Consider the following 18,221-nt stretch of genomic DNA (forward strand, 5'->3'; position numbering starts at 1 on the left):
TCTTCAAGAGATCTAAAAATATTTTTTGATCATACAGAATATTTACCGTAAATCGTCTAAAGTTATCCCCAGCATGTGGAAAAATGACAGCAAATTAAGATAACCCGGTCTATTTCTTCTTTATAACGGGTGCCTTATCACATTTACCTGTGGATAAAAAGCATAAAAACTGTGTAAAAGAATGGAGATCTCTGACTAATTTTGCGGTATGATCGCAGGTCTATTTCTGATCTAACGATCGGCAATATGCAGTAAGTAAGAGTTAATCTAAAACATTTTTGGGTCATGCTACTACATGCTATTAAACTACATGCGATTAAAAGTAAGCCCGAGAAATTTCTTTGTTTACATCCGTACTTCTTGTTCCATTGACCTTGTTTAGGGGAGTCCAACGTGTCACTTTCGCTTTGGCAGCAATGTCTTGCCCGATTGCAGGATGAACTACCTGCCACAGAATTCAGTATGTGGATACGCCCCCTTCAAGCTGAATTAAACGACAATACACTGGCACTTTATGCCCCAAATCGTTTCGTTCTCGACTGGGTTAGAGACAAGTACATCAATAATATCAATGAATTATTGAATGACTTTTGTGGAACTGACGCGCCTGCACTACACTTTGAGGTAGGCAACAAACCGATTACAGTCGCACCGGCAGCAACACAAGCTCGTACCGCTCAACAAGTACCTGCGTTTGCCGTTCCGTCAGCCCCAATTAAACCGAGTTGGGACAACTCAGCCAAAGTACAACCAGAAGTTGCTTATCGTTCAAATGTAAACCCTAAGCACACTTTTGATAACTTTGTTGAAGGTAAATCGAACCAATTGGCTCGCGCCGCAGCGAGGCAAGTGGCAGAAAATCCAGGTGGGGCCTACAACCCATTATTTCTTTATGGTGGGACTGGTTTAGGTAAAACCCACTTATTACATGCTGTCGGCAATAGTATTATGCAGCATAAAGCCAACGCTCGCGTGGTTTATATGCATTCAGAACGTTTTGTTCAAGATATGGTCAAAGCTCTACAGAACAACGCAATTGAAGAATTTAAACGTTATTACCGTTCTGTAGATGCATTGCTTATTGACGATATCCAGTTTTTTGCTAACAAAGAGCGCTCGCAAGAAGAGTTTTTCCATACTTTTAATGCGCTACTTGAAGGTAATCAACAAATTATTTTAACCTCCGACCGTTACCCCAAAGAAATTAACGGTGTGGAAGATCGCTTAAAATCGCGTTTTGGCTGGGGTTTAACCGTGGCAATCGAGCCTCCTGAGTTAGAGACTCGCGTGGCGATTTTAATGAAAAAAGCAGATGAAAATGAGATTCAACTTCCGGGTGAAGTGGCCTTTTTCATCGCCAAGCGCCTTCGTTCGAACGTTCGTGAGTTAGAAGGGGCGTTAAATCGTGTCATTGCCAACGCAAACTTTACTGGCCGCGCGATTACTATCGATTTTGTCAGAGAAGCACTGCGTGACCTATTAGCACTACAAGAAAAACTGGTAACTATTGATAATATTCAAAAAACAGTTGCTGAATATTATAAAATTAAGGTAGCAGATTTACTGTCTAAACGCCGTTCCCGTTCTGTCGCACGTCCGCGTCAAATGGCAATGGCACTGGCGAAAGAGCTGACTAACCATAGTTTACCTGAAATCGGGGATGCCTTTGGCGGCCGTGACCATACCACGGTGTTACATGCTTGTCGTAAAATTGAACAATTACGGGAAGAAAGCCATGACATCAAAGAAGATTTTTCTAATTTAATCAGAACATTATCATCTTAATTGCTATGAAATTTACAATAGAACGCGAGCAGTTATTAAAACCGTTACAACAGGTTAGTGGTCCTTTAGGTGGGCGTCCAACTCTGCCTATTTTAGGTAACCTTTTATTACAGGTAAAAGAAGGCACCCTCCAACTCACTGGAACCGACCTTGAAATGGAGATGATGGCCAATGTTGCCCTAACTGGGGAACATGAAATTGGCGCAACGACCGTGCCCGCACGCAAGTTTTTTGATATCTGGCGTGGGTTACCTGAAGGTTCTGAAATTCATGTAGAGCTGAATGATGACAGACTGCTCGTCCGTTCTGGGCGTAGCCGCTTTTCATTATCTACGTTGCCAGCCGCTGACTTTCCAAACTTGGATGACTGGCAAAGCGAAGTGGAATTTTCTCTTCCGCAATCAATACTGAAACGTTTAATTGAAGCAACTCAGTTTTCAATGGCGCACCAAGATGTCCGCTATTACCTCAACGGCATGCTATTTGAAACCGAAGATCAAATGCTCAGAACCGTTTCAACCGATGGGCACAGGCTCGCCGTGTGCGCGATGGATATTGGTCAATCGCTACCTTCTCATTCAGTGATAGTGCCTCGTAAAGGGGTAATTGAGTTAATGCGTTTGTTAGATGGCGGTGATACTCCTCTACAGCTGCAAATCGGCAGTAATAATATTCGCGCTCACGTGGGGGACTTTATCTTTACCTCTAAATTGGTTGATGGCCGTTTTCCTGATTACCGCAGAGTACTACCGAAAAACCCAGATAAAACCTTAGAAGCACGCTGTGATTTACTTAAACAAGCATTTTCGCGTGCGGCTATTTTATCGAATGAAAAATTCCGTGGTGTCCGTCTGTATTTCAGTGAAAACCAATTACGCATCACTGCCAATAACCCAGAGCAAGAAGAAGCTGAAGAAATTGTTGATGTAAGCTACCAAGGTACTGAAATGGAAATTGGCTTTAACGTCAGCTACATCTTAGATGTCTTAAATGCGCTAAAAAGTGAAAATGTGCAACTTCTGTTAACCGACGCCGTTTCCAGTGTGCAGATTGAAGACGCTGATAGTAAAGCAGCCGTGTATGTTGTCATGCCAATGCGCTTGTAATCGGTATTTATGATCCTTTCGCGTTTATTGATCCGTGATTTTCGAAATATTGAAAACGCGGATCTCTCCCTTGCTAATGGGTTCAATTTTTTAATTGGCCCCAATGGGAGCGGAAAAACTAGCATATTGGAAGCCATATATACACTCGGTCATGGTCGTGCATTTCGCAGCATTCAAGCGAACAGAGTTATTCGTCATGAGCAAGAACAATTCATTCTTCATGGTAAACTTAGCCATTTAGATGAACAGCGAAACGACCTTTCATTAGGTTTAAGTAAAAACCGTGATGGTGACAGTAAAGTTCGAATAGACGGTACTGATGGCCATAAAATTGCAGAACTAGCAAAATTATTGCCAATGCAATTGATTACCCCAGAAGGGTTTACCTTGCTAAATGGTGGCCCTAAATATCGGCGGGCTTTTATTGATTGGGGTTGTTTTCACAATGACCCACTGTTTTTTTCAGTATGGTCAGATTTAAAACGGTTATTAAAGCAACGTAATGCCGCTTTACGACAAGTTACCCGTTATGAGCAAATTCGTCATTGGGATAAACAACTGGCACCGCTTTCTGAGCAAATAAGCCAATGGCGTCATAACTATATTGCAGGTATTGCCGAAAATATTGAGCAAACTTGCCAACAGTTTTTACCCGAATTTTCACTCTCGGTATCCTTCCAACGTGGTTGGGATAAAGAAATTGATTATTCAGAACAATTAGAGCGCCAATTTGAGCGTGATAGAGCACTAACCTATACCGCTTCAGGGCCACATAAAGCGGATTTGCGTATACGAGCAAATGGAACCCCTGTTGAAGATATGCTTTCGCGGGGGCAATTGAAGCTACTTATGTGTGCATTAAGGTTAGCGCAGGGTGAATTTTTCACCCATCAGAGCGGGCAACGATGCCTGTATCTACTGGATGATTTTGCTTCTGAACTTGATGCAGGCCGTCGCCAATTGCTGGCAGCCCGCCTCAAAGCTACACAAGCGCAAGTGTTTGTCAGTGCCATTACACCTGAGCAAGTTAATGATATGATAGATGCAAATAGCAAGATGTTTAGTGTAGAACATGGCAAAATAGAAGTTCAACCTCAGGAATAGAAAGAGCAGGAAACGTTGATGTCGAATACATATGACTCCTCAAGTATCAAGGTATTAAAAGGACTGGATGCGGTGCGTAAGCGCCCGGGCATGTATATCGGTGATACAGACGATGGAACAGGTCTTCATCACATGGTTTTCGAGGTTGTCGACAACGCTATCGACGAAGCCCTCGCAGGCTTTTGTGATGATATCGTGATCACTATCCATGCCGATAACTCTATCTCCGTACAGGATGATGGACGTGGTATCCCTACAGGTATCCACGAAGAAGAAGGCGTCTCCGCCGCAGAGGTTATCATGACCGTTCTGCACGCTGGCGGAAAATTTGATGACAACTCCTATAAAGTCTCCGGCGGTTTGCACGGTGTTGGGGTTTCCGTTGTTAACGCCTTATCTGAAAAATTAGAATTAGTTATCCGCCGTGATGGCAAAGTTCATGAGCAAATCTACAAACACGGTGAGCCTCAAGGGCCTCTGACTGTAGTCGGCGAAACCGACCAAACAGGAACACGCGTTCGTTTTTGGCCAAGTATGGACACCTTCAAAGGTGTGACTGAATTTGAATACGACGTCTTAGCAAAACGCTTACGTGAGTTATCGTTCCTAAACTCAGGTGTTTCTATTAAGCTCGTCGATAAACGCGATGGCAAAGAAGACCATTTCCATTATGAAGGCGGTATTAAAGCCTTTGTTGAGTATTTAAGCCGTAACAAAACCCCTATCCACCCTTCTGTCTTTTATTTTTCAACTGAAAAAGACGGTATTGGCGTCGAAGTTTCAATGCAGTGGAATGATGGTTTCCAAGAAAACGTATACTGCTTCACCAATAACATTCCTCAGCGTGATGGGGGAACTCACCTCGCTGGTTTCCGTGCAGCAATGACGCGTACATTGAATAACTACATGGAAAAAGAAGGCTATCAGAAAAAAAGCAAAGTCAACGCAACTGGTGACGATGCACGTGAAGGCCTGATTGCCGTTATTTCAGTGAAAGTTCCAGACCCTAAATTCTCATCACAAACCAAAGAAAAATTAGTCTCTTCCGAAGTGAAAACTGCGGTTGAAACGATGATGAATGAGAAATTAGTTGAGTATTTACTGGAAAACCCAAACGACGCGAAAATCGTTGTGGGTAAAATCATCGATGCAGCACGTGCACGTGAAGCAGCACGTAAAGCCCGCGAAATGACTCGCCGTAAAGGCGCGTTAGACTTAGCTGGCTTGCCAGGTAAACTGGCTGACTGCCAAGAACGTGACCCTGCGCTATCTGAACTGTACCTTGTGGAAGGGGACTCCGCGGGCGGCTCTGCAAAACAAGGCCGTAACCGTAAGAACCAAGCCATTTTGCCACTGAAAGGTAAAATTCTAAACGTAGAGAAAGCGCGTTTCGATAAAATGCTTTCTTCACAAGAGGTTGCAACCCTGATTACGGCATTAGGTTGTGGTATTGGTCGCGATGAATATAACCCAGACAAACTGCGTTATCACAGCATCATTATCATGACGGATGCGGACGTCGATGGTTCGCACATTCGTACGTTACTGTTGACCTTCTTCTACCGCCAAATGCCTGAAATTGTTGAACGTGGTCATATCTTTATCGCTCAACCACCACTGTATAAAGTGAAACGTGGTAAACAAGAGCAATACATTAAAGATGACGATGCGATGGACGATTACCTGATTTCTATCGCACTTGATGGTGCTGAACTTCATTTAAGTGCCGAAGCTCCAGCAATGAAAGGCGAAGAACTGGAAAAACTGGTTGTCGAATATAATGCCGCACACCGTATTATTCGTCGTCTTGAGCGCCTTTACCCTCAAGCCCTACTTAACAACTTGGTTTATCAGTCAACCTTGACTGAAGATGATTTAAAAGTCAGCGAAAAAGTGGAAGAATGGGCTAAAACTCTGGTTAAGCGCTTAGAAGATAACGAGCAATTCGGTAGCACATATAGTTATACCATTAACGAAAACCGTGAACGTCAATTATTCGAACCAACTATCCGTATTCGCACCCATGGTGTTGATACCGACTATAATCTCGATTTTGATTTTGTTCATGGCAGTGAATACCGCCGTATCACTCATTTAGGTGACTTAATCAGTGGCTTAATTGAAGAAGGTGCTTACATCAAGCGTGGTGAACGCCGTCAAGATATCAGTAACTTCGAAGAAGCTTTGGCTTGGTTAACACGTGAGTCACGTCGCGGCCTATACGTACAGCGTTATAAAGGTCTTGGTGAAATGAACCCTGAGCAACTTTGGGAAACCACCATGAACCCTGAGACGCGCCGTATGATGCGTGTAACGGTGAAAGATGCAATTGCAACCGACTTACTATTCACCACATTAATGGGTGATGCTGTTGAGCCGCGCCGTGCATTTATCGAAGAGAATGCATTAAAAGCAGCAAATATTGATATTTAACTATTCTGCTAATTAAACGTTATTCAATAACCCCATACGAAAGTTTGGGGTTATTTTTTATGATTTTTTTTATAGCTATTATTTTATTTTTACCATTTAATCCAACCAATAATAAAATAATAAAAAAACAAAACCAATCAATAAAAAGCCTCTTCGTAAAAAACAAAACAATTAAAAATAAAACTTATCACTTTAATTAATAACGGTTTTTTATTTTTAAAACTGTCATAAAAGATAAATATATTATAAATAAACTCCGCCAAATGAAATTTTTACCAATAGCATCGGCGGAGTTATAATGAGAAAAATTTTTATTTCAGCATCAATGACCTTATTGCCATTCATATTCACCAATACTCTAACAGCAAAAACGAATCTTTTAGAATTAGAGAAAAATATTATCGATACAAGAAATGCATGGCTTGAAGATATAAAGCACAATATTATTAATGATACACCTAAAGAAGGTAGCGAAGTTGCTGAGCAAGATAGGCTGATTAGTAACGAATACATCAATATTACAGGTGAAAGGAAAAATTTAGCACTCGCGGATAAATCCCAAAACTCAGGTTATTTATTTAATAGTTATCAAACCATCCTGTTTGGCGAACATGATATTAACCTAAGAAACCATAGCCAATACAAAGAAATCAATTTATTACATGACACAAGTACTCGTGCTTATGATGAAAAAAAGCAGCGTACTCGGTCAGTCGATTTTATTCTTAAAGACCATTTTAAACGCGGTCGCCCTTATCAAGTGTTGAATGATGAAGGCCATTATATTGCGGGCTACTCACAAATACAGGGCTCATCTTACCCTAGTGGCCATACGTGGAATGGTTTTAAACAAGCTGCCGTATTAGCGATGATTTTCCCTGAAAAAGGCAGTGAAACGTTCAACCGAGCGATTGAATACGGTGAAAGCCGCGTGATTGTTGGCGCACACTTCGCCACCGATACCATCGCTTCCCGTGTAGGTAATTATTATTTATTATCACAGCTACTATCCGATGAAAAAAACACCAAATTCATTGTTGAATCGGCAAAAAATATTCGTAATGACATTTCATCATCATGTTCAAATAACATACAAAATTGCCTAACCGTTTCTTCCCCTATTACCAATGACCACATTGGTTATTATGGAAAAAAAGAAATACAAGATACACCAATGATCGCCCCTAAAAATATCCCTAAAACGGCGGGTTATTTACTTCGATTACGTTTCCCTTACTTGAATAATGCACAATGGAATAATATTTTAGCCAGCACGGCATATCCAAGCCAGTCAATTGCGGGTTGGAATATCAAAGAAAATGATCCGAACTCTTATTGGGGATTAATTAACCTACCTACGGCTTATCATGGCCCCGCTTATTTATATGAAAACTTTATCGTCAACCAAAACACTAATGACTTTGATATTGCTAATTTTGGAAAGTTAGATGAATGGACAAACAATATACAAGGCACAGGAAAGTTAACGAAACAGGGCCAAGGAACATTAGTATTATCTGGTAACAATACCTTCGGAGGCTTTACAGTAAACCAAGGCCATTTAGTCTTAACGGGTGAAAATAAATACTCGCAAAAATCCTATATTAATGGCGGAACCGTCACCCTGAAAAAAACCTTAAACTCTTCATTAGATATCAATAAAGGCGCGCTGGTCCTAGATAACGGCAAAATCGGAGCTTCCGTCAATATTAACCACCACGGTTTACTAACGGGCAATGGAAGCATTCATCAATTAACCGCCAACCAAGGCGCTGTTGTTGCACCAGGCCATTCAGTTGGCACAATTAATATTGTTGATTCCGTGAGTTTTGCACCAGATAGCCATTATTTGGTTGAAATCAATCCAGCAGGTAAAAACGATAAGATCATCAGCCAAGGCTCAGCTTCATTAAAGGGCGGGACCGTCAGTGTCACTCTTGAAAATCAAAATAGCCCGCTTTCTAAGCAAGATATCAACCAACTATTTGATACACAATATACGATATTAACTGCTCAAAAAGGGATTGATGGCCAATTTGATGCCGTTGTACCTAATTACCAGTTTATTGGAACGACGCTAAATTACTCCCCCAAAGAAGTCACACTTAAAATAGGGCGTAATAACACGGCATTTTCCAGCACGGCTGCAACACAAAACCAAATCGCAGTGGCTGAAGCCATTGAAACACTTCCTACGCACCATGCGCTTTATGAACAAACGTTGAAAAGCCAAACAAAACAACAAGCTCAAACGATATTTAGCAATGTCACAGGCCAAATATACGCTGACGTATTATCCAATCAAATAAATAATAGCCGTCAGATTAAAGAAACACTACTTGAGCAAGCTCGCTTATCTGAATCATGGGGTAGCGAAAACAAAAGCAATGTGTGGGTCAAAATGCTCTATGATTGGGATAAAACGACCGACGATAACAATGCCACTGGGTATAAATCATCAAATTATGGTTTATTGCTTGGGGCAAATCGACGTTTTATTAACGAAAAAATGACATTAGGTATCGCCGCAGGTTTTAGCCAAAGTGACTTATCTAACCACTTTGACCACGCTAACAGTAATAACTACCATGTCGCCATTTATGGTAGCGCTTTATGGCAACCTATCGCAGTTCGTGCAGGGCTCGGTCACACTTCACATCTCATTCATACCGAACGCTCAATCAGTGATGGTACAAGTCACTCATCGAGCTATTATACCAATACACATCAAGCATTTATGGAGCTGGCCTATCCAATTAACTCAAAAGGGATAAATATTGAGCCATTTACCAATCTCACTTATATCAGCGCAATGAATCATGCTATTAATGAGAACATCAACAGCACATCACTACAGGCACGTAAACAGCGCATCAATACGGTGTTATCAACCCTTGGGCTACGCCTTGATAACCAATGGAAATTGAGTAAAACATCCAATATCGGTTTACACGGTGAGCTTAACTGGCAATATCAATACGGGAATTTAAATAGAGGACTAAAATTGAATTTTACCGATACCCCGAGCTCATTTACAACGCATAGTGTTCCTGCATCACGCCATGGTGTCGCATTAAAAGTCGGTACCGATATCAATATAAAAGAAAATACTAAGCTATCAATTAATTATAATAAATTTTTATCAAAAAATTATCACGATAACAATATTGATGCCAAAATTGCGGTAACTTTCTAACTCAATACTTTACCTCCCCTCGCAACTTGTGGGGGGCAGGTCATGACTAAACATCACGAGATTTTACAGTTTTTTACGCCACTATTTTGATTATCTTATCTTTTTTTATGTTATAAACAAACAACGCCCTAAGTTAATTAGATGTTAATTAACTATTTTTTAATTGTCTCTATAACCTCAGGTAAGGTCAAAAATACGTAAAATAACACTATGATACGCCAACTTATTATTTCAATTTATGCATTATTGATATCTATCACCCCTGTATTTTTCAGTGGAGATGCCAGCATTATGGCTGACATTGCCATCGTCATTTCAGGGGCGCTGATAATACTGTTATGTGCCGGTATTTATCGCTTTTTGCTTGGCAAAATTTTCACTGTGTTTGTTTCACTCCTGTGGGCTCTCAATTTATCTGTTTCATTCTTCTTTTATCAAAAACACGATATCCGCTTTTCTTCTTCGATTGCAGAAACTTTTATCAATACCAATAGCAGTGAAACCGTAGGAATGCTTTCCTATAACATTGGTTATGTTATTTTTTATTTATTTGTTTTTTCTGCTTATTTAGCATGTATTCATCAATGTGCAAAATACATGAATCGTCGTATAACAACGACAAGTATGGCTCTACTTTGTGGCTATCTATTAGCTATTCCAACCTATTACGCCTCATTACTAAGCAAGCCTGATAGCGCGTTATTGATCACAGAAAAATACTTCTTAAATACCCCTTTCTACAATGCGGCGGCTTTAGTCAAAAATTTATATGAAAACAGAGGCATAAAAAAAATATCATCACAAAAGGTCGCATTTAACTACCAGAAAAAAGCATCTGAAACTGAAATCTATGTTCTTGTCATTGGTGAGTCATTGCGCCGTGATCATATGGGTTTTTACGGCTATCAGTATAATACAACGCCTAACTTAAATAAGCGCAAATCACAAATATTGGCGTTTCAACAAGCTTATTCCCCTGCACCTGTGACTATCTTGTCAGTCCCTATTTCACTGTCTAATATTCGCTTTGAGCAAATGCAGGATAAATCACACTATTCGGACAATATCATTTCATTAGCCAATCATGCGGGCTTTAAAACCTATTGGATCAGCAACCAGGGAAAAACCAATAAACGTACCAGTATCATTTCTGCTATTGCTTCTATGTCACAAAAGAAAACGTGGAACGAATTTGTCGGCTACGATGAAGAGCTGCAAGCTGACTTCAATAACGCGATCAATGACCCTACTGATAAGAAAAAACTCATTGTGTTACATACTTATGGCAGCCATGAACCTGCCTGTAACCGTTTTCCTGAAGATGAGCTAAAAAAATTTAGCGGCCAAGACGATGACGATTGCTACGACAGTTCAATTGCTTATACCGATAAATTTATCGAAAGCCTAATGCAACAACTCGAAGGGAAACCTGCGACGTTGATGTACTATTCAGACCACGCATTACAACGCCTAGACAGCGATAACAATATTCACTACCACCATGGCGTTAACAACCCAAGAAAAGAAGCCTATGAAATCCCCTTGCTGATTTGGTACAGTCAAAGCGCCAGTAAACCAAGTATCAGCCCAGAAAATTTACAGTCTCCCTATTCTACTGCGAATAATTATTGGCTAATCAGTGATTGGCTTAATATACAACAAGGTTCACAGCAAGCTTGCTTATCACCTTTACGTGAATGTTATCAACCCAATAAAAATATTCAGGTAATCGATGGCAATCGAAATATTTTATCCATTAGCCAATTACCTTCTGAGACGATAGATCCACAATAAAACTCGATATTTTGCGAATATTTGCCCATAGTTAACAAATATGAATTCTGCTTACCTATCGAGGTTTTAATGTTCGATTTAGTTTTTTTACGTGAATTACTGGTGTCTAGTGTTCACGTACTCCAGTTACTTTTAGAAGCAATTTCAGTCATCTGCGTGGTGATTGGGTTAATCAAGACCCTAATCGTGTGGATGAAAACCCAAAAAGCACGTACCGCTCGCTATTGTTTTGGTGATTGGTTAGCGACTGCATTGGAGTTCCAACTCGCTGCGGATATTTTAGCAACGACTGTCGACCCTGATTTAGATAGCCTCATCAAATTAGGTATTATTGCCGTGATCCGAACATTCTTGAACTACTTCTTGGCAAAAGAGTTAGAACACCAGCCACCGCAGAATGAACCTGATCGTCAGTAATTTAGGTACAAAAAAACCTGCATATTGAATTATGCAGGTTTATCGAATACGACTTATCGCTGTGCCGCGCTTATAATAAAATTCTTAGCATACGGCGAAGAGGCTCGGCGGCTCCCCACAATAATTGGTCACCAACCGTAAAGGCAGATAAGTATTCAGGGCCCATATTCAGTTTACGCAAGCGACCAACAGGAGTGCTAAGCGTACCAGTAACTGCCGCTGGAGTTAACTCACGCATAGTAATTTCGCGGTCATTAGGAACCACTTTCACCCAATCATTATGTGAGGCAAGCAATTGCTCAACTTCATTCAACGGAACATCTTTTTTCAGCTTCAATGTGAAAGCTTGGCTATGACAGCGCAGCGCACCAATACGTACACATAAACCATCAACTGGAATAATGTTATTGCCTGTTGCAAGAATTTTGTTCGTTTCCGCTTGACCTTTCCATTCTTCACGACTTTGACCGTTTTCTAATGCTTTATCAATCCATGGGATCAGGCTACCCGCTAATGGTACGCCGAATGCATCCGTTGGCATTGTGCCACTGCGAGTGAAATCTGTGACTTTTTTCTCGATATCTAAAATAGCGGAGGCCGGGTTTTGGAGTTCTTTAGCCACTTGCGTGTGCAAAGACCCCATTTGTGCCAGAAGCTCGCGCATATTGCGTGCCCCAGCCCCTGATGCCGCTTGATACGTTGCCACAGATGCCCATTCCACTAAATTATTAGTGAACAACCCACCTAAAGACATCAACATTAAACTTACCGTACAATTCCCACCGACAAAGGTCTTAATGCCTTTATTTAAGCCATCTTGGATATGTTGGTTATTCACGGGATCCAGAATAATAATCGCATCATCTTTCATACGTAATGAAGACGCAGCATCAATCCAGTAACCATTCCAGCCAGACTCACGCAGTTTAGGATAAACTTCATTCGTGTAGTCGCCGCCTTGGCAGCTAATAATAATATCCAATGCTTTTAGTGCATCGATATCAAAAGCATCCTGTAAAACGCTACGATGGCCACCATAAACCGGCGCTTCCGCACCCTGTTGTGACGTGGTAAAGAAAACAGGACGGATCGCATCAAAATCACGTTCTTCTACCATTCTCTGCATCAATACTGAGCCGACCATTCCTCGCCAGCCAACAAACCCTACATTTTTCATTTTCACTCACCCTGTTCGTTTAAATTTTCACCAAAAAATTTCTAGTTTCGACCCCACAAAGTAAATACCGTCATTGTTATCATTCATTCAGTATTCACAAAAATTGAAGCTAGAAATTTTTCGCATGTATTAAACCTGACAAAATATGCATCTATGTGCAAGTGAATTTCATCACTAATAATAAGAAGATTAGTAATCATGCTAATGATCGAGGGAATCAGTGGACAAAAAAACAAATAAAAAAAGCCACGGCAGAGAGCAATAATCTGCAATGGCTAAGCAAATACAATATAAAGCGATACAGGAAATTTTATAATTATGTTTAAATTCAATAATTAACGTTTTTTCTTACAGCCTTGCACTGCTTTAAAACGCGGGTTTGTTTTGCATATCACATACACCCGGCCACGGCGGCGAACAATTTGGCAATCTGGATGACGGGTTTTTGCCGTTTTTAATGAACTCAGTACTTTCATCTTTATTTACCCTCTGACTGTAAAAAACGACCAAAACGCTTTTGAAACTGTGCCGTTTTACCTTCCTGTGAAATCATTTTTTGTTTACCGGTATAAAACGGATGCGACTGAGAAGAGACATCAAGCGTGACATACGGAAATATTTCACCCTCATACTCGATTGTTTTTTCGGTTTTTATTGTTGACCCTACTTTAAAATAGGCATCTGCACTTGTGTCATGGAAAACCACGGTACGATATTGTGGATGGATCCCCTGTTTCATAATAACCACCTAAATGTAATGTTATAATATAACAATAACGCATTTAAAATAGTGGTGCAATTATTTTTTATTCAAAAAGGTTCAAAAAGGCTAAAAGTTAAGAAAAGGTGCCATATACAAAATAAAAACCAAAACAGTAATTTATCCTCTGATGAACTTTTGTATAATTAGATCAGTAGATTCCATCATTTATTATTTATCAAATAGATACGTTATCTTTTTAATAAATAAACCATTAGGGGAAGATGAAAATGTATTACGGCTTTGACATGGGCGGGACAAAAATTGAACTTGCCGTCTTTGACAACGAATTAAATCAGGTCTGGCAAAAGCGTGTTCCTACACCCAAAGATGACTACCAAACGCTCTTAAATACATTTCTCGAGCTCACACAAGAAGCAGATGAAAAATTTAACTGCCAAGGAAAAGTAGGTGTTGGCGTTCCCGGTATCGTAAACCATGCTGAAGGAACCGTATTTACAACCAATGTCCCTACTGCACAATACAAACCTTTAATTCATGACCTTGCAAATATATTACAACGCCCAGTAAAAGTAGAAAATGATGCAAATTGCTTTGCATTATCAGAAGCTTGGGACCCTGACTTCAAACGCTACCCTACCGTCCTTGGTTTAATTTTAGGGACAGGTGTGGGCGGTGGGTTTATTATAAATGGCAAAGTTTTATCTGGTAAAAATGGAATCGCTGGAGAAATAGGCCACATGAACCTCAGCGTTCGTGGAGCCAAGCTATTAGGGGAAAAAGTTCCTGAAATAACTTGCGGCTGTGGCCAAATTGCTTGTTTTGAAACCTACCTATCAGGCCCAGGCTTTGAGCGTATTTATTCCTCATTCACCAATGAAAAGCGTTCCGCTATCGAAATTATCGAACAATATAAACAAGGTGATATTCAAGCAAAAGAACATGTTAACCGCTATATGTCATTACTTGCGATGTTTATGGGGCAAATTGTCACTGTTTTTGACCCCGATTTAGTGGTTATTGGCGGAGGTTTGTCACAGTTTGAAGAGATCTATAAACAACTACCAGAAGTGCTTCCACAATACCTTTATGGCATCGCAACACTACCTGCAATTGAAAAAGCACGTTATGGTGACTCTGGAGGTGCACGAGGTGCGGCATTCCTGAACTTGATAGACTAATCTTACTTTTTTGCGCTTCATAGATGCTTTAAACAGTGAAGCGCAAATTTATCACCTTAATCAACTCTATTCTCCCCATTTTGTACTTTAAACCCCCATTCTTTGTTTGAGAATGATTATCATCAACTTAACGATTAATGGTAAAATTCTCTCCTATCAATGCCCTGTTATTATCGATAAGACTTTAGGAATAACTTCACCAAATAAAACTGGATAAACAACCAGTGTTATAAGAAACTCCCAAAAAATAAAAGTGCTTATAGACTAGTCTGATACTGCTATTAATTAAAAAATATATTATTAAGTTAAATTATTTTATGGTGATAAATTAAACAAACGTTACTTTTCACGTAAACTCAATAATGTATTAATAATAAAGAGAAAACCCTATGAGTTTGTTTTTCCATAACAGTTTGATGTTCCCAACAATTATCTTTAGTGGTTTGCTAATCATTGTTTTATTTTATTGGTTATGTGCCGCTTTTGGTTTATTGGATATCGACGTATTTAATATTGATACCGAATTTGATGCCGGTATTGATGCAACCGGTTTTGCTGGCTGGTTAACTAAGCTTGGCTTAGCAGGGATCCCTGTCACTATTATTGTCACGTTATTTACTCTTTTTGGCTGGATAATCAGTTATTTCAGCGTACATATCTTTATTCGCTTCATTGATACTGACTTATTACGCTATCTCGTCAGCTTCACCGTTTTTGCGATCACCCTATTTATCTCTCTTCATTTAACCGCTTTGTGCTTAAAACCTGTGCGCAAAAAATTGGTGAATCTCAATAAACCTAAAACAGTACAACAGCTTATCGGTAAATACGCCACAGTACGTTCAGGAACGGTAAATGAACAAAATGGCGAGGCACTATTAGAAGATGGCGGGGCTGGGTTAATTTTACAAATACGCGCCCCATCCTCCGAGCAGTTAAAACGCGGTGATCGTGTTGTCATCATTAGCTATGACGCATCATCGCACAGTTACCAAGTTGTCAGTGAAAATGAGTTTCGCCACGGATAACTTCACTTTTAAAAAATAAATATCTTGCTTGCATAATCGAAATGACGTCATCGTCAGAACCAATGGAGAATTAATATGGATTTGGCTGCACTAATGCCCTTTTTAACCATTATCGGGGGGATCATCCTAGTTATTCTAGGCTTCTTTGGATTATTCAAAGCCTTCTATATCAAAGTTCCACAAGGTACTGCTTTGATTGTCAATGACATGTCATCACAGCCTAAAGTGCATTTTACAGGGGCATTAGTTTACCCTGTCATCTACAAAAAAGAATTCATGCGTATTTCTTTGCTAACACTTGAAGTTGATCGCCGCGGTAAAGATGGCTTAATTTGTCATGATAACTTACGTGCTGATATCACCGTTGCTTTCTATTTGCGAGTGAATGAAACGACGGAAGACGTGCTGAAAGTTGCAAAAGCTATCGGTGTTGACCGTGCATCAGACCATCAAGCGGTCAGCACGTTATTCAGTGCAAAATTCTCTGAAGCCTTAAAAACAGTAGGTAAGCAACTGGATTTAGCCACTTTATTTGAAAACCGACAAGACTTCCGTGACCGCATTGTTGATGTGATAGGAAAGGACCTTAACGGCTACGCCCTTGAAGATGTAGCTATTGATTACCTAGAACAAACACCTAAATCAGCCTTAGACCCAAACAATATCTTTGACTCCGAAGGTATTCGTAAAATTACTGAAATCACCGCGATCCACAATATTGAAACCAACCAAAAAGAGCGTGACCAAGAGCTCGCAATTCAAAAGAAAAATGTTGAAACTCGCGAAGCAAGTTTGGCTTTAGAGCGCCAACAAGCCGATGCCGAAGCACGCCAAAAGCGTGAAATTGATAATATTCGTGCACGTGAACAAGCTGAAACTTTACGTGTTCAAGAAGAAGAACGCCTTAAAGCAGAGCAAGCACGTATTCAAACCCAGCAAGAAATTGAAATCCGCGAAGAAAACCGCATGCGAGAAGTTGAAGTCGCACAACAAAACCGTACTCGAGCTGTAGCTATCGAAGAAGAACGAGTGAGCCGCGCACGTGAACTTGAGATTGTTGCCCGAGAAAGAGAAGTTGAGTTACAACGTATAGAAAAAGAAAAAGCACTCGAAGAAGAACGCAAAAATATCTCCAATGTTATACGTGAGCGTGTAGCCGTTGAAAAAACCGTGGCACAAGAAGAAGAGCGCATCAAAGAAGTTCGTGAAGTCTCTGAAGCTGAACGCATGCGCCAAGTCACCGTGATTAACGCACAGGCAGAAGCAGAAGAGTCACTCGTTCGCCAAGTGAAAAAAGCCGAAGCTGATGAAGCCAGTGCTAAACACCGTGCAGAAGAAATAAGCACCATGGCACAAGCAGAACTCGAAGCATCGGCAAAGCAAGCTGAAGCCAAAAAACGCTTAGTGGAAGGGGTTGAAGCCGAACACGCGGCATTAGGTTTAGCAGAAGCTCGAGTTCGTCAAGCAACTGCAGAGGCAGAAGAAAAAGAAGGTCTTGTTCTTGCCAATATTACGGCTGAGAAACTGTTAGCAGAAGCACGTGGGCTGAAAGAAAAAGGCTTAACGGAAGCTCAGGTTATGGAAGCTAAAGCTAAAGCAGAGCAACAACAAGGGTTTGCTGAAGCAAAAATCCTTGAAGAGAAATTAGCAGCCCAAGCTCGTGGTGAAGAACAGCAAGCAAATGCTAAAGAAAAACTAGGCTTAGCTGACGCGAAAGTACTGGAAGAAAAACTGGCAGCACAAGCTCGAGGGGAAGGACAATTAGGTTCAGCGCAAGCCGAAGTTATCCGCCAACGCTTGAAAGCTGAAGCCGATGGTTTAACCGACAAATTTAAATCAATGGATCACCTCAGCGATACCGCACGTTCACATGAAGAGTTCCGTATGCGCCTTGAGAAAGAGTTCGAACAATCCATGGCCTCTATCGACGCAAATAAAGAAATTGCCCGCGAGCAAGCTGATGTACTGGCTGCAGCACTTAGCAAAACCAATATTGAAATTGTGGGCGGCGACGGCAGCTTCTTCAATACCTTCTCTAAAGCACTAAGCCTCGGTAAAGCGGTTGATGGCTTTATGGATAAAAGCAGTTTCGCAAAAGAAAATGTTGAAAAACTCATTAATCGTAGCAAAGAAGACAAAAAAGTTGATATTGCCGCATTATTGAAAAACCCCGAAGTTCAAGATCTTATAAACGGTTTTATGGCAGCTAAAGGGGTTAATCAGCCAGCAAAAACGGTCATATCAAAACCGATTCCACCAACGGATGACCAACTGTAAAC

13 protein-coding genes are annotated in these 18,221 nt (G+C 40.5%); 10 read left to right on the forward strand and 3 right to left on the reverse strand.

Translation table 11 applies throughout. The features are described 5' to 3' along the window. Positions 1-393: 393 nt before the first annotated feature. From dnaA to M1F26_RS00035, 7 genes are all read left to right on the forward strand, one after another. The gene (gene dnaA, locus M1F26_RS00005) at positions 394-1,785 is read left to right on the forward strand and encodes a chromosomal replication initiator protein DnaA (protein ID WP_004906241.1); all 1,392 of its coding nucleotides are present in this window, start codon (positions 394-396) and stop codon (positions 1,783-1,785) included. Positions 1,786-1,790: 5 nt separating this feature from the next. Next, complete coding sequence (gene dnaN / locus M1F26_RS00010; protein WP_004906243.1) at positions 1,791-2,891, forward strand: DNA polymerase III subunit beta; 1,101 nt, start codon at positions 1,791-1,793, stop codon at positions 2,889-2,891. Between the two features lie 9 nt (positions 2,892-2,900). After that, positions 2,901-3,995 (forward strand): DNA replication/repair protein RecF, encoded by a 1,095-nt coding sequence (gene recF, locus M1F26_RS00015; protein WP_004906245.1) that lies wholly within the window; start codon positions 2,901-2,903, stop codon positions 3,993-3,995. 18 nt (positions 3,996-4,013) lie between these two features. After that, on the forward strand, positions 4,014-6,428 hold the full coding sequence (gyrB, locus tag M1F26_RS00020; protein WP_140172677.1) for a DNA topoisomerase (ATP-hydrolyzing) subunit B: 2,415 nt from the start codon (positions 4,014-4,016) through the stop codon (positions 6,426-6,428). Between the two features lie 298 nt (positions 6,429-6,726). After that, entirely contained in the window at positions 6,727-9,624 is a 2,898-nt protein-coding gene (locus M1F26_RS00025) for an autotransporter domain-containing protein (protein WP_140172678.1), read from the forward strand. A gap of 210 nt (positions 9,625-9,834) precedes the next feature. Continuing rightward, positions 9,835-11,418, forward strand: coding sequence for a phosphoethanolamine transferase (locus M1F26_RS00030; RefSeq protein WP_140172679.1), 1,584 nt, complete (start codon positions 9,835-9,837; stop codon positions 11,416-11,418). A gap of 69 nt (positions 11,419-11,487) precedes the next feature. Continuing rightward, complete coding sequence (locus M1F26_RS00035) at positions 11,488-11,835, forward strand: DUF1622 domain-containing protein (RefSeq protein WP_140172680.1); 348 nt, start codon at positions 11,488-11,490, stop codon at positions 11,833-11,835. A gap of 70 nt (positions 11,836-11,905) precedes the next feature. Here M1F26_RS00035 and asd read toward each other — a convergent pair whose 3' ends face one another. The 3 genes from asd to M1F26_RS00050 form a co-directional block, all read right to left on the reverse strand. Continuing rightward, the gene (asd, locus tag M1F26_RS00040; RefSeq protein WP_140172681.1) at positions 11,906-13,012 is read right to left on the reverse strand and encodes an aspartate-semialdehyde dehydrogenase; all 1,107 of its coding nucleotides are present in this window, start codon (positions 13,010-13,012) and stop codon (positions 11,906-11,908) included. A 335-nt stretch (positions 13,013-13,347) separates the two neighbouring features. Beyond that, a complete protein-coding gene (gene ykgO / locus M1F26_RS00045; protein ID WP_004906260.1) occupies positions 13,348-13,488 on the reverse strand; it encodes a type B 50S ribosomal protein L36 in 141 nt (46 codons plus the stop codon). A gap of 2 nt (positions 13,489-13,490) precedes the next feature. Then, the gene (locus M1F26_RS00050) at positions 13,491-13,751 is read right to left on the reverse strand and encodes a type B 50S ribosomal protein L31 (RefSeq protein ID WP_004906261.1); all 261 of its coding nucleotides are present in this window, start codon (positions 13,749-13,751) and stop codon (positions 13,491-13,493) included. A gap of 251 nt (positions 13,752-14,002) precedes the next feature. Between M1F26_RS00050 and nagK the strand changes: the two genes are divergently transcribed. The 3 genes from nagK (at position 14,003) to M1F26_RS00065 (ending at position 18,219) form a co-directional block, all read left to right on the forward strand. Beyond that, a complete protein-coding gene (gene nagK / locus M1F26_RS00055) occupies positions 14,003-14,914 on the forward strand; it encodes an N-acetylglucosamine kinase (RefSeq protein WP_140172702.1) in 912 nt (303 codons plus the stop codon). A 389-nt stretch (positions 14,915-15,303) separates the two neighbouring features. After that, complete coding sequence (locus M1F26_RS00060; RefSeq protein WP_140172682.1) at positions 15,304-15,942, forward strand: OB-fold-containig protein; 639 nt, start codon at positions 15,304-15,306, stop codon at positions 15,940-15,942. A 75-nt stretch (positions 15,943-16,017) separates the two neighbouring features. Then, the gene (locus M1F26_RS00065; protein WP_318837636.1) at positions 16,018-18,219 is read left to right on the forward strand and encodes a hypothetical protein; all 2,202 of its coding nucleotides are present in this window, start codon (positions 16,018-16,020) and stop codon (positions 18,217-18,219) included. Positions 18,220-18,221 lie beyond the last annotated feature (2 nt).

The sequence above is a fragment of the Providencia sp. PROV048 genome (assembly GCF_033688165.1).
Taxonomy (GTDB): domain Bacteria; phylum Pseudomonadota; class Gammaproteobacteria; order Enterobacterales; family Enterobacteriaceae; genus Providencia; species Providencia hangzhouensis.

Coding starts and splice junctions, on each gene's coding strand:
- M1F26_RS00050 (WP_004906261.1), bottom strand. CDS start 13,751: ATGAAACAGGGGATCCATCCACAATATCGTACCGTGGTTTTCCATGAC.
- gyrB (WP_140172677.1), top strand. CDS start 4,014: ATGTCGAATACATATGACTCCTCAAGTATCAAGGTATTAAAAGGACTG.
- ykgO (WP_004906260.1), bottom strand. CDS start 13,488: ATGAAAGTACTGAGTTCATTAAAAACGGCAAAAACCCGTCATCCAGAT.
- M1F26_RS00025 (WP_140172678.1), top strand. CDS start 6,727: ATGAGAAAAATTTTTATTTCAGCATCAATGACCTTATTGCCATTCATA.
- M1F26_RS00065 (WP_318837636.1), top strand. CDS start 16,018: ATGGATTTGGCTGCACTAATGCCCTTTTTAACCATTATCGGGGGGATC.
- M1F26_RS00030 (WP_140172679.1), top strand. CDS start 9,835: ATGATACGCCAACTTATTATTTCAATTTATGCATTATTGATATCTATC.
- nagK (WP_140172702.1), top strand. CDS start 14,003: ATGTATTACGGCTTTGACATGGGCGGGACAAAAATTGAACTTGCCGTC.
- asd (WP_140172681.1), bottom strand. CDS start 13,012: ATGAAAAATGTAGGGTTTGTTGGCTGGCGAGGAATGGTCGGCTCAGTA.
- M1F26_RS00035 (WP_140172680.1), top strand. CDS start 11,488: ATGTTCGATTTAGTTTTTTTACGTGAATTACTGGTGTCTAGTGTTCAC.
- dnaN (WP_004906243.1), top strand. CDS start 1,791: ATGAAATTTACAATAGAACGCGAGCAGTTATTAAAACCGTTACAACAG.
- M1F26_RS00060 (WP_140172682.1), top strand. CDS start 15,304: ATGAGTTTGTTTTTCCATAACAGTTTGATGTTCCCAACAATTATCTTT.
- recF (WP_004906245.1), top strand. CDS start 2,901: ATGATCCTTTCGCGTTTATTGATCCGTGATTTTCGAAATATTGAAAAC.